The organism is Nitrospirillum viridazoti CBAmc (assembly GCF_000730165.1).
GTDB lineage: Bacteria > Pseudomonadota > Alphaproteobacteria > Azospirillales > Azospirillaceae > Nitrospirillum > Nitrospirillum viridazoti.
Map to the genome: position 1 here is coordinate 565,159 of NZ_CP022112.1, position 20,554 is coordinate 585,712.

At 69.1% G+C, this 20,554-nt stretch carries 10 protein-coding genes; 4 read left to right on the top strand and 6 right to left on the bottom strand.

Annotated elements, in window-relative coordinates:
• Positions 1 to 31: 31 nt before the first annotated feature.
• The 6 genes from Y958_RS24365 to Y958_RS24390 all read right to left on the bottom strand — a co-directional run bounded on the left by Y958_RS24365 (position 32) and on the right by Y958_RS24390 (position 19,057).
• Complete coding sequence (locus tag Y958_RS24365) at positions 32 to 11,623, bottom strand: MBG domain-containing protein (protein ID WP_145960802.1); 11,592 nt, start codon at positions 11,621 to 11,623, stop codon at positions 32 to 34.
• Between the two features lie 485 nt (positions 11,624 to 12,108).
• Positions 12,109 to 13,440: a cytochrome c gene (locus Y958_RS24370; protein ID WP_088874515.1), complete on the bottom strand. Its 1,332-nt coding sequence runs from the start codon at positions 13,438 to 13,440 to the stop codon at positions 12,109 to 12,111.
• Positions 13,440 to 15,614: a xanthine dehydrogenase family protein molybdopterin-binding subunit gene (locus tag Y958_RS24375; protein ID WP_186291591.1), complete on the bottom strand. Its 2,175-nt coding sequence runs from the start codon at positions 15,612 to 15,614 to the stop codon at positions 13,440 to 13,442. The genes Y958_RS24370 and Y958_RS24375 overlap by 1 nt, the downstream gene beginning before the upstream one ends.
• Positions 15,615 to 15,622: 8 nt before the next feature.
• Positions 15,623 to 16,078: a (2Fe-2S)-binding protein gene (locus Y958_RS24380; RefSeq protein WP_088874516.1), complete on the bottom strand. Its 456-nt coding sequence runs from the start codon at positions 16,076 to 16,078 to the stop codon at positions 15,623 to 15,625.
• A 281-nt stretch (positions 16,079 to 16,359) separates the two neighbouring features.
• Entirely contained in the window at positions 16,360 to 18,312 is a 1,953-nt protein-coding gene (locus Y958_RS24385; RefSeq protein ID WP_088874517.1) for a sensor histidine kinase, read from the bottom strand.
• A gap of 25 nt (positions 18,313 to 18,337) precedes the next feature.
• On the bottom strand, positions 18,338 to 19,057 hold the full coding sequence (locus tag Y958_RS24390) for a response regulator (protein WP_088874518.1): 720 nt from the start codon (positions 19,055 to 19,057) through the stop codon (positions 18,338 to 18,340).
• Between the two features lie 189 nt (positions 19,058 to 19,246).
• Here Y958_RS24390 and Y958_RS24395 point away from each other — a divergent pair, with 189 nt between their 5' ends.
• The 4 genes from Y958_RS24395 to Y958_RS24410 are packed head-to-tail and all read left to right on the top strand — an operon-like array spanning position 19,247 to position 20,470.
• Positions 19,247 to 19,525: an NHLP leader peptide family RiPP precursor gene (locus tag Y958_RS24395; RefSeq protein ID WP_088874519.1), complete on the top strand. Its 279-nt coding sequence runs from the start codon at positions 19,247 to 19,249 to the stop codon at positions 19,523 to 19,525.
• 58 nt (positions 19,526 to 19,583) lie between these two features.
• The gene (locus tag Y958_RS24400) at positions 19,584 to 19,862 is read left to right on the top strand and encodes an NHLP leader peptide family RiPP precursor (protein ID WP_004272681.1); all 279 of its coding nucleotides are present in this window, start codon (positions 19,584 to 19,586) and stop codon (positions 19,860 to 19,862) included.
• 25 nt (positions 19,863 to 19,887) lie between these two features.
• Positions 19,888 to 20,163: an NHLP leader peptide family RiPP precursor gene (locus Y958_RS24405; protein ID WP_088874520.1), complete on the top strand. Its 276-nt coding sequence runs from the start codon at positions 19,888 to 19,890 to the stop codon at positions 20,161 to 20,163.
• A 19-nt stretch (positions 20,164 to 20,182) separates the two neighbouring features.
• On the top strand, positions 20,183 to 20,470 hold the full coding sequence (locus tag Y958_RS24410) for an NHLP leader peptide family RiPP precursor (RefSeq protein WP_088874521.1): 288 nt from the start codon (positions 20,183 to 20,185) through the stop codon (positions 20,468 to 20,470).
• Positions 20,471 to 20,554: the final 84 nt, after the last annotated feature.

A 20,554-nucleotide genomic window follows, 5' to 3' on the forward strand; every position in this document is an offset into this window, starting at 1 on the left:
GCGGGGGCGGAGGGGACGGTCATGGCGCGCTTCAGCGCCACCGCTTGGCGATGTCGAATTCCGTCTCATCCGTCCCATCCTGGTGGGCGGCGGAGAAGGTCGAGGTGTTGGTGATGGTGCCGCTGGCCGTGGCGGGTGGCGCCAGGTAGATGACGCGATAGTTGCCCTGCGAGTAGTCCGCCCCGACCAGCGGCTGGGTGGGGGTGAAGGGCACCTTGCCGGATGGCTGGTCCACGAAGTGGGTGGAGGACGGCACCTCGGGCAGCACCACGGGCGGCGACGTGTCCGCTTGCACCGTGAGGGTGCCGGCGACGTAGCTGATGAGGTAATTGCCGGACGTGAGGCCGCCCGGCGTGATCGTGTAGGTGCCGGCCGCTGTCCCGCCACCGTTGTAGACCAGGCTGCCGCCCAGGACGGCGGCCGTTTCGCCATTCACGAAGCCGTTGTACCTGGCGCTATAGGCCGGCGTGCCGCCGAAGGCGATGGTGACGTCGTTGGCGGTGACGGTTAGCGGTGCGCGGTTCACCGTCAGCGTGCCGGCGACATAGCTGATGTCGTAGTTGGCAGCGGTAAGGCCGCCGGGGGTGAGGGTGTAGCTGCCGGCGTTGGTGCCGGCGCCGCTGACCGTCAGGGTGCCGCCCAGGACCGACGCCGTCTCGCCATTGACGAAGCCGCTGTAGCTGGCGCCCAGGGTGGGCGTCTGGCCATAGGTGACGGTGGCGTTGGTGGCGGTGACGGTCAGAGCCGCCTTATTCACGGTCAGGGTGCCCGCGACATAGCTGATGTCATAGTTGGCAGCGGTAAGGCCGCCGGGGGTGAGGGTGTAGCTGCCGGCGTTGGTGCCGGCGCCGCTGACCGTCAGGGTGCCGCCCAGGACCGACGCCGTCTCGCCATTGACGAAGCCGCTGTAGCTGGCGCCCAGGGTGGGCGTCTGGCCATAGGTGACGGTGGCGTTGGTGGCGGTGACGGTCAGAGCCGCCTTATTCACCGTCAGCGTGCCGGCGACATAGCTGATGTCGTAGTTGGCAGCGGTAAGGCCGCCGGGGGTGAGGGTGTAGCTGCCGGCGTTGGTGCCGGCGCCGCTGACCGTCAGGGTGCCGCCCAAGACCGATGCCGTCTCACCGTTGACGAAGCCGCTGTAGCTGGCGCCCAGGGTGGGCGTCTGGCCATAGGTGACGGTGGTGGTGTTGGCGGTGACGGTCAGAGCGGCCTTATTCACGGTCAGGGTGCCCGCGACATAGCTGATGTCATAGTTGGCGGCGGTAAGGCCGCCGGGGGTGAGGGTGTAGCTGCCGGCGCTGGTGCCGGCACCGCTGACCGTCAGGGTGCCGCCCAGGACCGATGCCGTCTCGCCATTGACGAAGCCGCTGTAGCTGGCGCCCAGGGTCGGCGTCTGGCCATAGGTGACGGTGGTGTTGTTGGCGGTGACGGTTAGCGGTGCGCGGTTCACCGTCAGCGTGCCGGCGACATAGCTGATGTCGTAGTTGGCGGCGGTAAGGCCGCCCGGGGTGAGGGTGTAGCTGCCGGCGTTGGTGCCTGCGCCGCTGACCGTCAGGGTGCCGCCCAGGACCGATGCCGTCTCGCCATTGACGAAGCCGCTGTAGCTGGCGCCCAGGGGCGGCGTCTGGCCATAGGTGACGGTGGCGTTGTTGGCGGTGACGGTCAGGGCGGCCTTGTTCACCGTCAGGGTGCCTGCGACATAGCTGATGTCGTAGTTGGCGCTGGTGAGGCCGCCGGGGGTGAGGGTGTAGCTACCGGCGTTGGTGCCTGCGCCGCTGACCGTCAAGGTGCCGCCCAGGACCGACGCCGTCTCGCCGTTGACGAAGCCGCTGTAGCTCGCCCCCAGGGTGGGCGTCTGGCCATAGGTGACGGTGGCGTTGTTGGCGGTGACGGTCAGGGCGGCCTTGTTCACCGTCAGGGTGCCCGCGACATAGCTGATGTCGTAGTTGGCGCTGGTGAGCCCGCCGGGGGTGAGGGTGTAGCTGCCGGCGTTGGTGCCTGCGCCGCTGACCGTCAGGGTGCCGCCCAAGACCGACGCCGTCTCGCCGTTGACGAAGCCGCTGTAGCTCGCGCCCAGGGTGGGCGTCTGGCCATAGGTGACGGTGGCGTTGTTGGCGGTGACGGTCAGGGCGGCCTTGTTCACCGTCAGGGTGCCCGCGACATAGCTGATGGCCGAGCCGTCCGTCGTGGTGGCCCCGCTGGCCGTGATGGTGTAGCCGCCGACGTTGGCGCTGCTGCCGGCCCCGGTGGAGGTGAGCGTGGGGGTGGTTCCGAGGCTGCTGCCGCCCAGATAGGCGTGCGTCACGCCGGTCGCGCCGCCGGACAGCGTGTAGGCCAGCGCGCCGCTGACATCCTGGCCGTAGGTCTTGGTCACGTCGCTGGCCGTGATCACCAAGGTGGGCTGTTCCGCGAAGACATAGCGGTTGCCGCCGACCGCCACCGTGCCGGACGCCAGGGTGCGGTTCCACAACGCGGTGTTGCCGCTGTCCAGGTTACCGAAGGTGTCGCCGGCGGAGGTGGCGGAATAGACCAGCCAGCGGCCGCTGGCGGCGGTGATGCCGCTGGAGCCGGCGGTGTTGATGAAGGCACCGGTAGTCGACAAGGTGACGGCATCGCCGGTGGCTTGGCTGGTGACCGCGTTGGCCAAGGTCAGCGTTCCGCTGGTGGTGATGGTAACGCCACCGGTGGCGCTGATGCCGCTGATACCGCCGGCGGTGCCGATGGTCAGGGCGCCAGCGTTGGTGAAGGCCATGGCGCCCCCGGCGGTGGCCGCCAGGGTGCCGACGCTGTTGGCCTGGGTCAGGGTGATGGCGCCGCCGGCGTTCAGGCCCAGGCTGCCCACGGTGATGGTGGCGCTGCTGGCCTGGGTGATGGTGCCACCGGCCTCCAGCACCAGGGTATTAGCATGGGCCGGGGCGATGGCGGCGCTGATGACGATGTCGCCGGACACGGGCGGATCCACCACCAGGATGCCGGCGGTGACGCGGTCCAGCTCTGCAGCCGACAGCTCCAGCGTGCCGGTGGTGGCATCGCTGGCGCTGCCCAGGTCGACGGTCCAGCCGCTGGTGACCGGGGCCAGGGTGACGGTGCCGCCGCCCGTGGCGCTCACGGCGCTGGACAGGTTCATGCGGTCGGCGGTCAGGGTGACGCCGGTACCGGAGATGGCCTGGGACACGGTCAGCAGGCCGCCGGCCCCGGCCGTCAGCTGCGCCGTGGTGATGGCGGTGACCCCGCTCAGGCCGTCGACCGTGCCCACGGTCAAGGCGCCTGAGTCCTTGAAGCTGACGCTGCCGGCGCTGGTGGTGGCCGCCAAGGTGCCGACGCTGTTGGCGGCGGTGGCAAAGCCGATGTCGCCGGCGGCGCGCACGGCCAAGTTGGTGGCGGTGATGGTGGCGCCGCTGGACTGGGTGATGGCGCCGCCCGTGGCCAGGGACAGGGTGGTGACGTTGGTGGGCGCGATGGCGCCCGCGATGGTGTAGCCGGCGGTTTCGCTGATGTCCGTGCGGCCGATGACCAGGGTGCCGGCGGTGACGCCGTTGATACCGGCAGCGCTCAGCACGTCGGCGCCCGTGACGCTGCCGCCCACGGCCAGGGCGCGGTCGGCGGATTGCTGGCGCAGGGTCACCGTGCCCGTGGTGTTGATGGTGGGGGCCGCGCCGCTGGACAGGGCGAAGTCGTCGCTGGTCAGCGTGATGGCGCCGGTCTGCGTGCCGCTGCCGAGGCTGGCGGCCGTGCTGCCGCCGTCGCCCAGCACCAGGCCGGCACCGGTGGTGCCGCTGCCCGTCAGGGCGATGGCGCCGCTGGTGGTGCTGACCGTTTCGCCGTAGAGCCTCAGGCCAATGCCGCCCGTACCCGTGCCGGTCAGGGTGATGGCGCCGGTAGTGGCGGTCACGCCGCCGCCGTTGACCAGCAGGCCGGTGTTGCCGCCTGGGCCAGCCGCTGCCGTGCCGGTCAGGGTGATGGCGCCGGTCGCCGCCTGCACTGTGCTGGACACCAGTTGCAGGCCCAGGTGTGCGCCCGCGGCCGTGCTGGTGGTGGCCGATCCAGTCAAGGTCAGCGTGCCGGCGCCGCTGGTGGTGAGGCTGCTGCTGTTCAGCGCGATGCCGGAGGAGGTGCCGCTGACGCTGGCCTGCCCGTCACCCTTGAGGATGGCGCTGCCCCCCTCCAGGCTGATGGCGCTGTTGGTGATGCTGATGGCGGCGTCGTCGGTGGCGCTGGTCCCCGTGCTGTGGGCGTTGCCGGCCGTCGTGGGGTCGCTCACGACGGCGCCCCCCACCAGGGCCAGGGTGCCGCCCTTGGTCAGGATATTGACGCGGCTGAGGATGATGCCGCCGGTGCCGCTGCTGTCGCTGTCGGCGTACAGGGAAAGGTCCAGCCCGGCACCGACGATGCCGTTGACGGTAATGGCGCTGGAGGTGCCCTGCAGGGTGATGGTATTGCCGGCCACCAGCGTCAGGGTGCTGGTGCCGCTGCCGGTACCGACCGCAAGGCTGGTGTCGGTGACGGTCAGGTCGCCGCCGGCCGTCAGGGTCAGGGTGCCGCCCGCCGCCAGGGTGGCGCTGTTGGTGGGGGTCGCCACCGTCAGGTTGCCGCCGGCGGTCAGGCTGTCGCTGCCCGTGCCGCTCAGCGTCAGGCCGTTGTAGCTGCTGCCGCCCGCGGTCACGCTGTCCACGGTGACGGCACCGGAGGTGACGACGCTGAACGTGGCGCCGTTGGCGGTGAAATGCGTGACGGCGTTGCCCGTGTTGGTCAGGGTGTAGCTGCCGCCCTCCAGCGCCAGGCCGCCGGCGTTGATCGCCTGGGTTTGGGTGACGCTGGTGCTGGTGCCGGTGAAACCCAGGCCGCCGGTCAGGGTGATGCCGTCGGTGGTGCCCACGCTTCCCACCGCCAGGGCGGTGTTGGAGCCGATCAGGATGGTGCCGGTGTTGGCGGCCAGCGTGCCGATGCTGTTGATGCTGTTGCCGCCGGACAGGCTGCCCAGCTGCCAGGAGCCGCCGCTGCCCAGCAGCAGCAGGCTGGGGGTGGTGATGGCGGCCGACTGCGTGCTGGTGCCGGTGCTGTTCAGCGTAAGCGTGCCGGTGCCGCTGACCGTCAGGGCATCGTCGACGGTGATGGCGTGGCTGCCGGCCTCGATGTCCAGGCTGGCGTTGGCGGACAGCGTGATGGTGCCGCCCGACACGGTGTAGAGCAGGCTGGAATCGATCCCACTGGGCCGGGCGCCGGCCAGCGCGCTGGTGCTGACCGCCGGGCCGTCGCTGGTCATCTGCACCGTGTTGCCCAGCACGGTCAGGCCCGTGGTGGTGCCGCCGCTGGTGGTCAGGTGCACAGCATTGCCCAGCGTCGTGTTGCCCAAGGCCGGGTTCAGGTAGGCCACCAAGTTGCCGCCGGTGATGGGGCTGCCGTCGGCCAGGATGTAGTAATAGCCGTTGGCGCCGGCGAAGCCGCTGCCCAGACTGGTGCCGTTGGTCAGCGCGCTGACGCGGTTGGCGATGGCGAAGCTGCTGCCGGCGGCGTCGCTGTAGGCGGTGCCGGTGACGATCTGGACGCTGCCTGAATGTTCCCAGGTGAAGTAGGGCAGGGTCACGCCGTCGCTCATGCCCCAGACGGGCGTGGTGTAGTCCCACCCGGCACCGGTGAAGGTGCTGCGCGTCTGCATCTGGGCAGTCGTCTTCCCCGTGACGCCGGAGGTGGTGCCGCCACCCACGCCGACCGACAGGCCGGAGGTTTCGGTATCATAGAAGCTGTTGCTAGCGGTGCCGGCGTTGCTGCCGATCAGGCCCCCCAGCGTGGTGGTGCCGGTCAGGGCCAGGGCGCCGATGCTGTAGGTCCGGGCCACCGTGCCGCTGTTGGTGCCAACCAGGCCACCGGCGGCGGACCCGCTCTTCACCGCGCCCAGCAGCGCCACCTGCGCATAATCATCGGTGATGGTGCCGATCAGGCTATTGACCAGGTCGACGCTGTTGTTGCCCACTAGGCCGCCCACGGACTGGGCGCTGCCGGCGGCGGTCATGCGGATGCCGCCCAGGGCGTAGCTGTCCTGGATGGTGCCGTTGCTGTTGCCGACCAGCCCGCCGACATCGGTGCCGCTGGCGGTGATCAGGGTGTCCGCCTTGGCATCCTGCAGCAGGCCGCCGGTGGTGATGGCACCGATCAGGCCGCCCACGGTGCTGCCGCCCGAGATGCTGCCCGTCACGGTGATGTGGCTGATGGTGCCGCCGCCGTCGTTGCCCACAAGGGCGCCGACGCTGCTGCCGCCAGTGATGGAAACGTTGCTGAGCGCCAGATCATGCAGATAGCCAACGCCGGCGGTGGTCGCGAACAGGCCGACGTCGCTGTTACCGGGCAGATTGACGGTCAGGCCGCTGATGGTATGGCCGCCGCCGTTGAACGTGCCGGTGAAGCTGTCGATGGGGGAGAAGCCGCCGCTGCCCCACACCCCGCCGGTGGCGGATAGGGCGCTGCCCAGGTCAATGTCGTTGGCCAGGGTATAGCCGATCGTGGGGGCGGTGTTGATCAGCTGCAACTGATGCGCCGTGCGCACGGTGCCCGACGCTTCGGACCTCAGTATCGGCCGCGTGCCCCCGTCCACCATGTACCAAGTGCCGGACATATCCCAGCCGGCGTTGGAGAAGGTGGTGCTGCTGAATGCCTGGGAGCTGGTGATGCCGGTGAAGCCGGTCACCGTCAGGCCGCTGCCGCCGGAGGCGGCGCCGTAGCTCCGCCCCGTGGTCGTGACGTCCCAGAATGAATTGCTGGCGGTGAATGTCACACTGGACAGGCCCACGAGGCCGCTGGTGTAGATGCTGCCAATGGTGCTGCTGACCCGGCCGCTAGCGTAGCTGTTGTTGATGCTGGCGCCCGCCACCTGGATGATGCCGACGAGCCCGCCTTCTTCCTGAAAGCCGGTGACGTTGCCGGTGGCGTAGGTGTTGGTCAGGCTGGCGCCATACAGGTTTCCCACCAGCCCGCCGACCACGCTGCCCCCGCCGGTGACGGTGCCGCTGGCGCTGGAGGTGGTGATGTTGCCAGAGGCGAGGCCGACCAGGCCGCCGACGTCGGTCCAGCCGCTGACGGCGCCGGATGCCCAGGACCGGTTGATGGTGCCGGTGCTCTGCCCCACCAGGCCGCCCACGTACAGACCGTGGCTGCTGGTGCCCGAACTGCTGACCGCGGCGGTGGACCAGCTGTCCGCGATGGTGCCATTGGTGAAACCCACCACGCCGCCGACACTGTCGGCGGTGGCGCTGACCGTGCCCGACATGCCGGCGAAGCTGATGGCGCCGGTGTCGCTGCCCACGACGCCGCCCACCTGGCTGGCCCCGCTGACCGTGCCGGAAACGGTGATGTTGCTGATGGTGGTGCCGCTGGCCGTGCCCACCAGGGCGCCCACGTTGTTGCCGCCGGAGACGGAGACGTTGGTGAGCGCCAGGTTGGCCAGTTTGGCCGAGGCGGTGGTGGAGGCGAACAGGCCCGTATTGGTGGCGCTGCCGGTAATGGTCAGGCCGCTGATGGTATGGCCCTGACCCGCCACTTCGCCGGAGAAGGTGGCGATGGGCACGAACCCGCCACTCCATATGTCGGCGGTGTTCGCGAGGGGGGTGGCCAGGCCGATGTCATTGACGATGGTGTAGCGGGCGCTGGGGTTCAGGGCCACCAGTTGCAGTTCATGGGCGTTGCGGATGGTGGTGCTGGCTTCCGCGCGCAGGACCGGGCGGGACAGGCCGGCGGGCAGGTACCAGGTGTTGCTGAAATCCCAGCCGCTGAAGTTGGATTGAACCGCCATCTCGGCGGTGGTGCGGCCGGTGATGCCGGTCGCGCTGCCGCTTCCGACGCCGCTGGACAGGCCGGTGGTCTGCTGATCCCAATAGGAATTGTTAACGGTGGCGCTGACGTTGAAGCCGATCAGGCCGCCAATCTTCGTGCCCGGCGCGCTGATGGCGCCGCTGGCGTAGCTGTTGCTGATGGTGCCGGTGGCGCTCTGGCCCACCAAGCCGCCTATTTCATCCACGTTTCTGCCAGAGGTTTCCGTGACGCTGGCGGTGGAATAGCTGTTGGAGATGTTGGTGGATATCCCCGCCAGGCCACCCGCCAGGGCTTGGCCACCGACCCCGCCGCCACCGGTGACGGTGATGGTGCCGCCGGCGTAGGACGTGTTGATGGCCGTGGCGCTCAGGTCGGCGGTAACGCCCAGAACGCCGCCGGCATAAGCCTGCCCGCCATTGACGAAGCTGAGATTGACGTTCGCCATGGAGGTGGAACCGGTGATGGTTCCGCTATTGTACTGTATCCCCACGATGCCGCCGACGCCGTAGCCGCCACCACCCTGGAAATTCAACGTGCCGGTGACATAGGCGTTTACGATATGACCGCCGCCGTTGGCGCCGACCAGGGCGCCAACATGGCTGTCGGCGTTGGTGACGGTGATGGCGACGTTGGTCAGGCTGATGTTGTTGAGGGTGCCGGTGTTGCCGCCAAACAAGCCGATGTAGGTGTTGCTGCCGCCACCGTAGTTGATGGTCAGCCCATCGATGGCGTGACCCTGCCCGTCATAGGTGCCGCTGAAGGGTGTGGAAGGGGTGCCCAGGGGGATGAAGCCGGCGGGGACGCTGCCGGCGGTGGACTTCCAGATGCCGCCGGCGGTCGGCGCCGGCATGCGGATGTCGTTGCTCTGGGTGTAGCTGGCCGTCAGGTCGTGGGCGACCAGCTGCAACTGGTGGGCATTGCTGATGGTCAGTGAATATTCCCAGAGGCCCAGGGGCCGGGTGCCGCCGTCGCTCAACCACCAATCGGTGGTGAAGTTGAAAGCGCCGTAGGCGCTGGCCTTGTAGGCGTAGGTACTGGCCGCCGACTGCGCCGGGTCGCTGGTCACGGCCGCGGCGCTGCTCGTACTGCCCCCCACGACGGCGCCCACCGCCGCCGCGCGGCCGGTGCTGTAGGTGTCCCAATAGCTGCTGGTGATGCTGCCCGCGCTGACGCTGTCGCCGTTGGTGCCCACCAGGCCGCCGATGCTGCTGGCGCTGCCGCTGCTGAGCGTGACGCTGCCGCTGGCCCAACTGGTGGTGATCGGGCCGGCGTTGATGCCGACCAGGCCGCCCACGCTGGTCACGCCGGTGACGGCGCCGGTGGCGTAACTGGTGGCGATGCTGCCGCCCTCGGCGATGCCGACCAAGCCGCCGACGGCATCGTTGCCGGTGACGGCGCCGGTGGCGTAGGCGTTGCTGATGGCGGCCCCCTGGCCGGACCCGATGAAGCCGCTCGTTCCCACCAGGCCGCCGACCCGGCTCGCGCTGGGTGCGTAGACGGTGCCCAGGGCATAGACGTTGGTCAGCGCGCCGGCGCGCTGCCAACCGACCAGGCCGCCGATGCCGGTGCCGCTGTAGCCTTTGGGGACGGTGATGGTGACGTCGGTCCAGCTGTTGCTGATCGACTGCTGGTCGTCCTGGCCGACCAGGCCACCGATGAAGTCGCCATAGCCGGTGATGGAACCGGTGACATGAACGTTGGTGACGGAGCCGCCGTTGTTGGCGCGCCCGACCACGCCGCCCACACGGTTGGAACCGGTGATGTTCACATCCTCCAGGCCCAAGTTGCTGACTTTGGGACCGTTGCCTGTGGGCGTGTCGCCGAACAGGCCCACTGCGACGGTGGTGGGGCGGTTGATGGTCAGGCCGGTGACGGTGTGGCCCTGGCCGTCCAGGGTACCGGAGAAGCTGTTGATGGGGGCGAAGCCGGCGCCGCTGTTCCAGGTGGCGGTGGCGCTGGCGTCGATGTCCCGGCCCAGGGCATAGGTGTCCGACAGGTTGGTGGACAGATTCTGCAGGTTCTGGGCGGTGTTCACCAGCATGTAGGCGGTCAGGGCGCCGCTGCCCAGCGCGACATTGCCGGCATAGCTGGTGGGCGAGGCGTAGCTGGCCGGATTGTAATAGAGGTTCACCGACCCGCTGCTGCCAACCATGTTGACACCACCGCTGGTGAAGGTGACGGTGCCGCTGCCCGTCCCGGTATTGTCGGCGCGCAGGGTGACGTCGCCGGACCCCGCCGTGTGGCTCAGTGTGCCGCCGTTGAAGATGATGCTGTGGTAGGCTGACAGCGTCAGGCTGTGACTGGCCGCCCAGGTGACGTTGTTGGCGACGGTGATGTCGCCCGTCTGGCTGCCCGTATTGCCGGTGGTGATGGTGACGTCGGCCGTGGCCAGGGTGTTCTGCAGCGTGGTCGTGTTGATGACGGAGCTGTTGCCTGTCGGGGTGAACGTGCCGCCGGACAGGCTGCTGTTGAGGTTGCTGCCGGTGGAGATGGTGACGTTTTCCGGGTCCAGCAGCAGCTGGCCAACGGCACCCAGCGGGGCGGTCAGGTCCACCGCGCCGGTGAAGTCCAGCAGCTTGTGGCTGGATACTTCGGCGAAGCCGCCGTTGCCGCTACGGGGACCGCCCTTGGCACTGAGGGCGCCGGCGAAGCCGGTGTACTGGTCCGACCAGACGATGACGCCGCCGCCGTTGCCGGTGGCGCCCGCGTCGGCCTTCAGGGTGGCGCCGGCCGCGACGGTGGTTTGGGCGGCGGTGGCCACGGCCTGCTTCACCAGCTTGGTGGCCGCATCGCCGCCGCCCTGGCGGTCGCCGCCCAGCAGGATGGTGCCGCCGGCCCCGGTGGTGCCGCTGGCGTCGATCACCGCGCCCGCCGTCATCGCGACCGAATTGCCCGTCGCGATGACGGTACCGCCGCTGCCATCGGCGTTGGTCGCTGCCAAAGCGCCGGCGACCGTGACGGCGCCGCCCTGGTCCGTGGCCGTTTCCGTCGACCCGCTGGCCGACAACCAGATGTGCCCATCCTTGACCGTGGTGCCGGTAGCGCGAATAGTCCCGCCGCCGTTGCCGGCCAGGGCATAGATGTTGCCGCCGGCGGCCTTCAGTTCCGCCTGCGCCGCCGCGATGGCGCCGGTGTTGGTGACGTCGCCGCCTCCCACCTGGACATAGACGCGCTCAGCCGCGTCACCGTCCTTAAGCAGCACCTGCTGGCCGGCGGCCAGGCCAACGGTGCCGTTGGGGGCGGTGATGGTCCCGTCGTTGGTGACGTTGCGCGCGATCAGCAGGACATCGCCGCCGGTGGAGGAGATCTTGCCCAGGTTCCTGACCTCGGCATCCGTGTCGCCCTTGAACAGCAGGGTGCCGCCGGCCATGAAGGCGTCGTTGGCGATGTCCAGCGTGCTGGCGGTGAAGCTGCCGCCCGTGACCACCACGCCGCTGGACCCCACGACCACGCCCGCCGGGTTGATGACGTACAGCGTGCCCGTGGCCTTCAGCGTCCCCAGGATGGTGGACAGGTTGCCGCCGGTGACGCGGTTCAGCGTGGCCCCATTGCCGTTGTTGAAGCTGACGGTGCCGCCCTGGCCGATGGAAAAGCTTTTCCAGTCGATGATGGCGCGCTGGCTGCCCTGGTTGACGGTCAGGCTGCCCGGTCCGCCGCTGATACTGCCCGATCCGGCCTGGAAGGCGCCGCCCGTGGGCAGGGTGGGGCCGCTGCCGGCGTGGGCCGGTCCGACGGTGGTGACGGCCAGCAGGGCCATGGCCGTGCCGGCCAGCAAGGCCGCCCGGCAACCGAGCCGCGAAGTCTCTGGTGAGATGATCACATGGCCTTCAGCGCGCGCCACACCGCCTTGCGGGGCATTCCCCCGCATCCCCGTCCCAACCCGAGAACCCATGCTGTCCGCCCCTGGAACCTGTGGCCTGAAACCTGTGGCGTACCGGACACATGAGGGCGCCATGCGGGCGACGGTCCTGCCTCGGCCGTCGACACCGCGTCACCGGTCCCGCCCCGGTTCGCGAATACGCCGCCAGTCACGCAACCGTTCGGCTGGCGACTAGCATCGGGACCATAACGCAACCGATGCGCGCAATTTATAGAAATTGTCGAAAGTGTACGGCAGTTATGCTGCCGATGATCCTCAAGTCATTGATGCGTTTAGTAGCATACACCCGTAAGGCATACGTGGTTAACGCAGCCGCACCGCCGCCGCGCACCAAGTGGCGGCTTCCCGGTGGGGAATCCCATATGGCACCCGTGGAGGTGGCATTCCCGCCCCCCGCCGGCTGGCCGGCGGGGGAACCGGGAACGCTACTCCAGGCGCAGCTTGGCGACATCGCCGGGCGTGATCTTCGACGGGGCCGCGCCGAAGCGCGCGGTCACATAATTGGCCACCGCCGCGATCTCCTCATCCGAATAGGCACCAGAGAAACCTGGCATATAGGGCCGGCCGGCGACCTGCGGGCCGGAGCCCTTCAAGATCATCAGGGCGACGTTGGCCGCGCTGGGGTCGTTCACCGCCCGCTTCGCTGTCAGCTGAGCCTCCGCCGAATTGACGCCGGCGCCGCTCCAGGCGTGGCAGCTGGCGCAGGCACCTTCGAACATGCGCTTGCCGTCCAGGTTGTCGGCCACGGTGGCGCCATGCTCCCGCGGGGCGGGGCCGGCCGGGGCGGGAAGGCTGGTGTGCACCGCCGGCACGGTCTGCAGATAGCTGCGCATCGCCGCGATGTCCGATGGGCTGAGTTTCGAGAAGCTCAACTCCACCGCCTCGCGCATCGGGCCGGAGGCGACGCCCTTGCCCTTGGCGTGACCGTGGGCCAGGTAGGCTTCGATCTGCTCCGCCGACCAGCCGCCGATGCCCGATGGGACGTCAGGCGTGATGTTGTAGGCGTTCCACCCTTCCGCCTGGCCGCCGGCGAACTTGCGCCGGGTGTCCATGGCCTGGAACGGGGTGCGCGGCGTATGGCATTCGCCGCAGTGCGCCGCCCCCTCCACCAGATAAGCGCCGCGGTTCCATTCCGGACCGCGCTCGGCCACCGGTATGAAGCGGTGGTCGGGGTTGAACAGCAGGCCCCAGAAGATCATCAGCCAGCGCTGGTTGTAGGGAAAGGCGAAGGTGTCGGGCAGGTTCTCCCGCCGCACCGGGGCCAGGGAGAACAGATAGGCCTTGATGGCAAGCACGTCCTCATCCGTCATCAGGGTGTACGACGCGTAGGGGAAGGCGGGGTAAAGGCGCTGTCCGCCCGGCGCCACGCCCTTGTGCACCGCCTTCAGGAAGTCCGCGTCGCTCCAGCGGCCGATGCCCGTTTCCGCGTCGGGGGTGATGTTGGGGGTGTACAGGGTGCCGAAGGGCAGCTTGAACGGCCGGCCGCCGGCGTAGGGGGTGCCGCCTTCCGCCGTGTGGCAGGCCTGGCAGTCGGCCGCCGCGGTCAGGTAGGCGCCCCGTTCCAGCAGGGCCGCGTTCGCCAGTTCCTTGGGCACGCCGGTGGGCGAGGGGCCCTTGAAATCCGCCAGGCTGACCTGGTGGCCGCCGGCGAAATCCAAGGCGCCGGGTAGGAACACCATCCGGGCCAGCACGGCAGCGCCCGCCACGACGATGATCCCGGCGGCCAGCAGGGCCGCCCTTTTCGTGCTTCCGCGCATCAGCTCCGCCCCCCCTTGGCCAACAGTGTCCGGTCTATGGGCATGCGCGTCAGCTGCACGCCCGTGGCGGCGTAGATGGCGTTGGCCACGGCGGGCTGCACCGTGGTGGTGCCGGGCTCGCCAATGCCGCCGGGCGCCTCGGTTGAGGGCACGAGGTGCACCTCCACCGCCGGCATCTCATCGATGCGGACGACGCGGTAATCGTGGAAATTGCTCTGCTGCACGCGCCCGTTCTCAAAAGTGATCTGGCCATGCAGGGCGGCGGACAGGCCGAAGACCAGCCCTCCTTGGATTTGCGAGATCACGCCGTCCGGGTTTACCACCATGCCGCAATCGACGGCGGTGACCAGGCGGCGCACCCGCACGTCGCCGTCCTCCTGCACCGCCACCTCGGCGATGGTGGCGAGATAGCTGCCGAAGACCGTCTGCAGACAGATGCCCCGGCCCACGCGCCCGCCCGCCACGGCAGGCAGCGGCGCGGCCCAGCCGGCGCGCTCCGCCGCCGTGTTCAGCACCTGCAACGCCCGTGGGTTGGCGGACAGCAGCGCGCGGCGATATTCCAGCGGGTCGCTCTTGGTTTCCCGGGCCAGCCGGTCGATGAAGCTTTCGACGGAGAAAACGGTGTTGTTGGGGCCCACGCCGCGCCAGAAGCAGGTGGGCACCCCCTGGGGCTCATGGCGGACATACTCGACGTGGAAGCCGCCGACGGCATAGGGCTGGTCGCTGGCGCCATCGATGGCGTCGATGTCGATGCCGCCGGTGAAGGCCGGCGGCAGCCACCGGGCGATGACCGAGGGGCCTACCACCGTATGGCGCCAGGCCACCGGCTTGCCGTTCTCCAGCTTGGCGGACAGCCAGCTGCCGTAGGTGGAGCGGTACATCGCCTTCTGGATGTCCTCCTCCCGCGTCCAGACCACTTTCACCGGGCCGTCGACATGGGCGGCGATGCGCACTGCCTTGTCGATCATGTCCACCTCCAGCCGGCGGCCGAAGCCGCCGCCCAGCAAATGGTTGTGAACGGTCACCTGCTCGGGCTTCAGGCCGGCGGCCTGCGCCGCCATGGCCTGTGCCTTGGTCATCACCTGGGTGCCGGTCCAGACATCGCAGGCGCCCGGACGCAGATGCACGGTGCAGTTCATGGGCTCCATGGGCGCGTGCGCCAGGAAAGGCAGCTCGTAGCTGGCGCTGATCACGCCGGGGGCGCCCGGCTGCGCGTCCGCCCCTTCGTTCTTCACCGCCACACCCGGTTGCTTGGCGGCCTCATGCATGGCCGCGCGCAGGCTGTCGGTGGACAGCGTGGCATTGGGGCCTTCGTCCCAGGTGATGACCACCTTGTCCAGGCCCTTCTTGGCCGCCCACATGTGATCGCCGACCACGGCCACCAAATCGTCCAGCACGACCACCTGCCGCATCCCCGGCACGGCGCGGGCCTGGGTGTCGTCCACGCGCTTGACCTTGCCGCCCGGCACCGGGCAGCTGGCCAGGGTGGCGAACTTCACGCCCGGCGGCATGGCGTCGATGCCGTACTGGGCGGAACCGTTGCCCTTGGCTTCGATGTCCAGCCGGGTCTGCGTCTTGCCCAGCAGGCGGAAGGCCTTCGGATCCTTCAGCGACGGGTCGGCCGGCGGGGTCAGGCGCGAAGCGGCGGCGGCCAGGTCACCATAGGGTAGGGAACGGCCGCTGGCGGTATGGAGAACGGTGCCGTCCCGGGTCTCGCAACTGGCCGACGCCACCTGCCAGCGCTTGGCCGCCGCCTCCACCAGCATGGCGCGCGCCGCGGCGCCGGCCTTGCGCATGGGCGTCCAGTAGGCGCGGACGGAGGTGGACCCGCCGGTCGCCTGGATCTTGAAGATGGGATTGCCGTAGAGCGCGTCGCTCGCTGGCGCGGCCTCCAGCCGGATCGCGGCCAACGGCAAATCCAGCTCCTCCGCGATGAGCATGGTCATGGCCGTGTAGATGCCCTGGCCCATCTCCACCTGCGGCATGATCAGGGTCGCGGTCCCATCACCGGCGATGCGGATGAAGGCGTCGGGTGCGAACATGGCGGGGGCGTTTTCGCCCGCCACCGCCAGGCGGCCCAGCGGCAGGTCGATGGCCAGCAGCAGGCCGCCGTAGGCCAGGCCGCGCAGCACGTCGCGGCGGGAGGCGCCGGGCGCGGAAAGATGTTTGTCCATCGTGTACCTCAGGTCAGAGAGGCGGCGTGCTTCACGCCTTCGCGGATGCGGACGTAGGTGCCGCAGCGGCAGATGTTGCCCGCCATGGCTGCGTCGATGTCGGCGTCATTGGGCGCCGGCGTCTGCGCCAGCAGTGCCGCGGCCGACATGATCTGACCGGACTGGCAATAGCCGCACTGCGCCACCTGCAGGTCCATCCACGCCTTCTGCACCTTGGCGCCGGCCGGGGTGGCGCCGACGCCTTCAATGGTGACGACGGCCATCTCCCCCACGTCCCCGACGGCCGTCTGGCAGGAGCGAACGGGGGTTCCGTCCAGATGGACGGTGCAGGCGCCGCATTGGGCGACGCCGCACCCGAACTTGGTGCCTGTCATCCCCAGGACATCACGCAACACCCAGAGCAGTGGCGTGTCCTGCTCCACATCCACATCGTGGACGGTGCCGTTGATCGAAAGCTTGACCATGGATTTTCCTCGTTCTGACGGCCGGCGGCCCTTGCCCGTCCGGGATAGGCACCGCCTGCGGAGCGGTGCCGGTCCCGAAGGCACGCGTCCCGGAGTGTCGCGCAGAACGGTGTGGTTCCGGAATTATACCGCGGGTGGGGGGGGGACCATCGACGGGGCGCCGCCGTGCCGAGGAGGCTCGGATAGATTATTGTATTATAAAGGAAATTTGTATTTTCCCGCCATTTTGGCCTGCGGGGCGTTGCCGGCCGCGCAACGATATTCTTGCCGACCACGCCGCCTCAATCGGCCACCGCCGCCCCTCGGGTCAGGGGTAGCCATAGCGTGAACCGCGTCCCCATCGGGCCTGACGCCCAGGCGACCGAGCCACCCACGGCCTGGGCGCGGCGCTGCTGGTTGCGCAAGCCGCGGCCTCCGGCGGCGGCCAGGGCCGCCTGCGTGTCGAAGCCTCGGCCGTCATCCTCGATGGTGACGCATACGCCGGCCCGCTCGTCCTGGATATCGGGGGCGGTGCCCAGGCGGATGCGGCTGGCCTGGGCATGGTGCAGGATGTTGGCGATGCCCTCCTGCAGGATGCGCAGGATGTGCAGGGCGCTGGACGGATCCAGCCAGGCAAGGGTCGGCAGGTCCCGCACGTCCCATACCAGGGTGATGCCCGATCCCTCCAACCGCGGTTCCAGCCGGTAGCGCAGCGAGGCCAGCAGCAGCAGCAGGTCGGCGTCCACCGGTTCCATGGAATCAATGGCCAGCTTCAAATCGTCCAGGCAGCCCTTGAGAATTTGCGAGACCTTGGCGTCGTCCACGGCGCCCTGCTCGACCGAGCGGATGGCGCTGATCAGCGAGGCGCCCACGCCGTCATGCATGTCCTGCATCAGGCGCTGGCGTTCTTCGCTGATGGTCCGGCGCCGCTCCGCCTCGCGCAGGCGCTGGTGGCTGATCTCCAGCTCCGCCTCGCGGGCGCGCAGCCGCTCCGCCAGGCTGGCGTTTACCCGCTCCACCTCCGCGATGGCGGCGACGTAGCGCCGGTACATCACTGTGCCGCACATGGCAAAGGTGACGGCGTTGGTGTAGGCGCCCAGGAACCAGCCTTCGGGGCCCAGCACATGGTTGTGCATCATCCAGTCGGTCTGGCCCAGCACGGTGCAGAGAGCCAGGCCCCCGGCCAGCAGCCGCGCCTCGGGAAAGCGGGGCCAGGCGCAGGCGACGCCCACCACGCTGACCGTGGCCGCCATCACCACGGCGGCCGCGTAGATGCGGGGGACGATGACCGGTGTGCTGGGGAGGACGGGCAGCACACCGACCACGGGCAGGGTCAGGATGCTGATGACGCTGGTCACCCCCACCACGGCGGCCGTCAACAGGGTCAGCGGGCGGCCGTGCAGCATCCGCAGGAAGAGATGGAGGATGACGATCAGCCAGAACAACGCGTTGATGGTCAGCCAGGCGAACCAGTCGCTGGTGATCGGCACATCCAGGTAAAAGTGCAGATGGGCCGCGAACGAGATGGCGGCCAGGCTGAAGAACAGCAGGTAGCCGGTGTCGTGTCGGCGGCGGAACCAGACGAACAGGGAAAACACGCCCACCGCGAGGAAGGCCGAGTTCAGCGCCATGGGCAGTTCGCGCTGCAGCAGCTGGCGCATGCGGTGACGGACGTTCAGCGCCGGCTCCGGCCCCACCCAGAGCGACGACAAGGCCACCGGCGTGGTCGGGGCATGGTCCAGGCGGATCAGGATGTCGGCCGGCGGCGCGGTGTTGGCGTCCTGGTCCAGCACCAGCCACAGGGGCGTGAACAGGCCGTTCCAGGGCCGACCCTGCCGCTGCTGCCAATCGACCAGCTTGCCGTTCACGTAGATGGCGTAGGGCCCGTCGGTGTCGATGCGGGCACCATACAGCGCCAAGGGCCCGGCACCCACCGGCAGATCGCGCGCGAGCACCCGGATCCAGGTGGCGGCTGGATAGCCTGGCGCCATGGCCGGCACCGTTTGATCCACCGGCACCATGGGTTCGGCATAGGGCAGGTTGATCGGCCGCCAGGTGCCGGTTGGCCCCTGGCCGTCCAATGTCGCCGGGGGGCGGGCTGGGGTGTTACCGATGGCGGCGAGAACCTCTGCCTGGGTCAGGCGCACGGCCTTGCCCGGTCCCCCCGCCACCTCTTGGATGCCGGCGATCAGCAGCGACATCGCGGAGAACAGCAGCACGGCGGCGGCCAGCAGGGAGGCGGGACGGTACATCATCAGCGATTGTCGCGGGCCCTGGGGGTCAACTGTTCAGCAGGCCCAGGGTCCTTGCCTCGTAAATCGCCTCAGCCTTGGAGGTGACCTCCAGCTTGCTGTAGATGCGCCGCACGAAGGTGCGCACGGTGAAGTGCGACAGGTCCAGCATCCGCGCCACCTCCACCGTGGTGAAGCCCTTGGTGATGAGGGCCAACACCTCCTTCTCACGGGGAGACAGCAGGGACGGGGCCTCCTCCTGGGGCTCGGCCTCGGCGGCGACCTCTGTCGTGGCCGGGGGCGTCAGGTCGGTACCGCGGCCCCGGAAGCGCAGCAGGATCTGGCGGGCGATGATGGGGCTGATGGGGCTGCCGCCCGCGGCCACGCTGCGGATTTCATCGACGATACGGACCGGCGCGCTGTCCTTCAGCAGATAGCCCGCCGCCCCCGCCTCGATCGATTGCATGACGTGCGCCTCATCCCCGAAGCTGGAGCTGACCATGATGCTGCATTCCGGCCAGCGCTGGGCGGCGGCGCGGATGATGTCGATGCCGCTGCCGTCCGGCAGGCCCAGGTCGACCAGCAGCACGTGGGCCGGCGGCCCGTCCAGCAGGGCCAGCCCATCGGCGCGGGTGACGGCCACGCCGGTCAGCCGCAGGTCGGCCGCGCCCTGGATGGCCTGGCGCAAGGCGTCCAGGAAACCGGCGTCGTCCTCGACGATCGCGACGGCGACACGGGACGGCGCCAGGGCGGTGGGCGTGGGCTGCATAAGGGTCACTGCCATACAGGGGTGTGCGACAGCCAGTGTCGCGCGTTTGTTCTACAGACAAGATCCGGCCCCGTAAATACTCTCACACGAGATCGGCAGCCAGTACATGGGGACGCCAATAACGGTACGGGGATGACCGGTATTTGGCAAGCAGTCGGCTGCGCCACTCAAGGTCGGGGGAGTACGGGCATGAACGCGCAAGAAAACCTGAAGATCACCAGCCGTGTCATCGCGAAGGCCTGGGCCGATGAGGGCTTCAAGGCCAGGTTGCTGGCCGACCCGGCCGCCATCCTGAAGGCCGAGGGCCTGGACCTGCCGTCCGGCGTCACCTTCAAGGTGGTGGAGGACACCACCGCCGTCCAGACCCTGGTCCTGCCGGCGCGGCCGACGGACCTGACCGACGAGGATCTGGACCGGGCCGCGGGCGGTGCCTGCAACTGGTGCGCTTTCTGCGAATTCTGTCTGTGAGTTCACGGTCCCCTCCGATGGGAAGCGGCACATCCTTTTAAGATCGAGGAGAGACGAGATGGTGGGTGAAGACAGCGCCCGGGCCTATGGCCGGGTGGTGGCCAAGGCTTGGTCCGACGATGGGTTCAAGGCGCGGCTGATGGCCGATCCGGTGGCGGTCCTGCAGGCCGAGGGCCTGGCCGTGCCGCCGGGCCTGACGGTGACGGTGCTGGAGAACACGCCGACCCGGTACACGCTGGTGCTGCCGGCCCGGCCCACGGACCTGTCCGATGATGATCTGGACGAAGCGGCCGGCGGCTGGTGCGGCTGCGTCATGTCCAGCGACTTCTGCCTCTAAGTCATACATCGGCGGGGACGGGGACATGATGGGGAACACCGACAACGCGTACGGCAAGGTCATCGCCAAGGCGTGGACCGATGCCGCGTTCAAGGCACGCCTGCTGGCCGACCCGGCTGGTGCGCTGGCGGCCGAAGGGGTGGCGGTGCCGCCCGGCGTTCACCTGGTGGTGGTTGAGGACACGGACACCGTCCACACCCTGGTGCTACCGGCCCGGCCGGCGGACCTGACCGATGAAGACATGGCGGGCATCGCGGGCGGAACGCCCTGGCCCCGCTGCATGTGCCTGTGCGGTCCTTGAGACACAAGGAAACCAAGACATGATGAACGAAGAGACGGCGAAGATCGCCGGCAAGATCATCGCCAAGGCCTGGGCGGACGATGCCTACAAGGCGCGTCTGCTGGCCGACCCGGCCGCCGTGCTGACGGCCGAGGGCGTGGAGGTGCCGGCCGGCATCACCTTCAGGGTCGTGGAGGACACTGCCGGGACTCAGACTCTGGTGCTGCCGGCACGGCCGACGGAACTGTCCGACGCGGATCTGGGCGGTGTGGCCGGCGGGCGCCCGGTCCCCGGTCCGCCGCCACCGCCCAAGGGCTACACGTTTTGATGCTTCCCGATCCGGGTAGCTCCTGAACGCTCCGGCGCGTCCATCGTCGGATCACTTTCCTGAAATGAAGAACGGGCACGAAGA

Excerpts from the sequence above, each read along its gene's own strand:
- Y958_RS24370 (WP_088874515.1), bottom strand. The coding sequence starts at position 13,440 with ATGCGCGGAAGCACGAAAAGGGCGGCCCTGCTGGCCGCCGGGATCATC.
- Y958_RS24375 (WP_186291591.1), bottom strand. The coding sequence starts at position 15,614 with ATGGACAAACATCTTTCCGCGCCCGGCGCCTCCCGCCGCGACGTGCTG.
- Y958_RS24380 (WP_088874516.1), bottom strand. The coding sequence starts at position 16,078 with ATGGTCAAGCTTTCGATCAACGGCACCGTCCACGATGTGGATGTGGAG.
- Y958_RS24385 (WP_088874517.1), bottom strand. The coding sequence starts at position 18,312 with ATGATGTACCGTCCCGCCTCCCTGCTGGCCGCCGCCGTGCTGCTGTTC.
- Y958_RS24390 (WP_088874518.1), bottom strand. The coding sequence starts at position 19,057 with ATGCAGCCCACGCCCACCGCCCTGGCGCCGTCCCGTGTCGCCGTCGCG.
- Y958_RS24395 (WP_088874519.1), top strand. The coding sequence starts at position 19,247 with ATGAACGCGCAAGAAAACCTGAAGATCACCAGCCGTGTCATCGCGAAG.
- Y958_RS24400 (WP_004272681.1), top strand. The coding sequence starts at position 19,584 with ATGGTGGGTGAAGACAGCGCCCGGGCCTATGGCCGGGTGGTGGCCAAG.
- Y958_RS24405 (WP_088874520.1), top strand. The coding sequence starts at position 19,888 with ATGATGGGGAACACCGACAACGCGTACGGCAAGGTCATCGCCAAGGCG.
- Y958_RS24410 (WP_088874521.1), top strand. The coding sequence starts at position 20,183 with ATGATGAACGAAGAGACGGCGAAGATCGCCGGCAAGATCATCGCCAAG.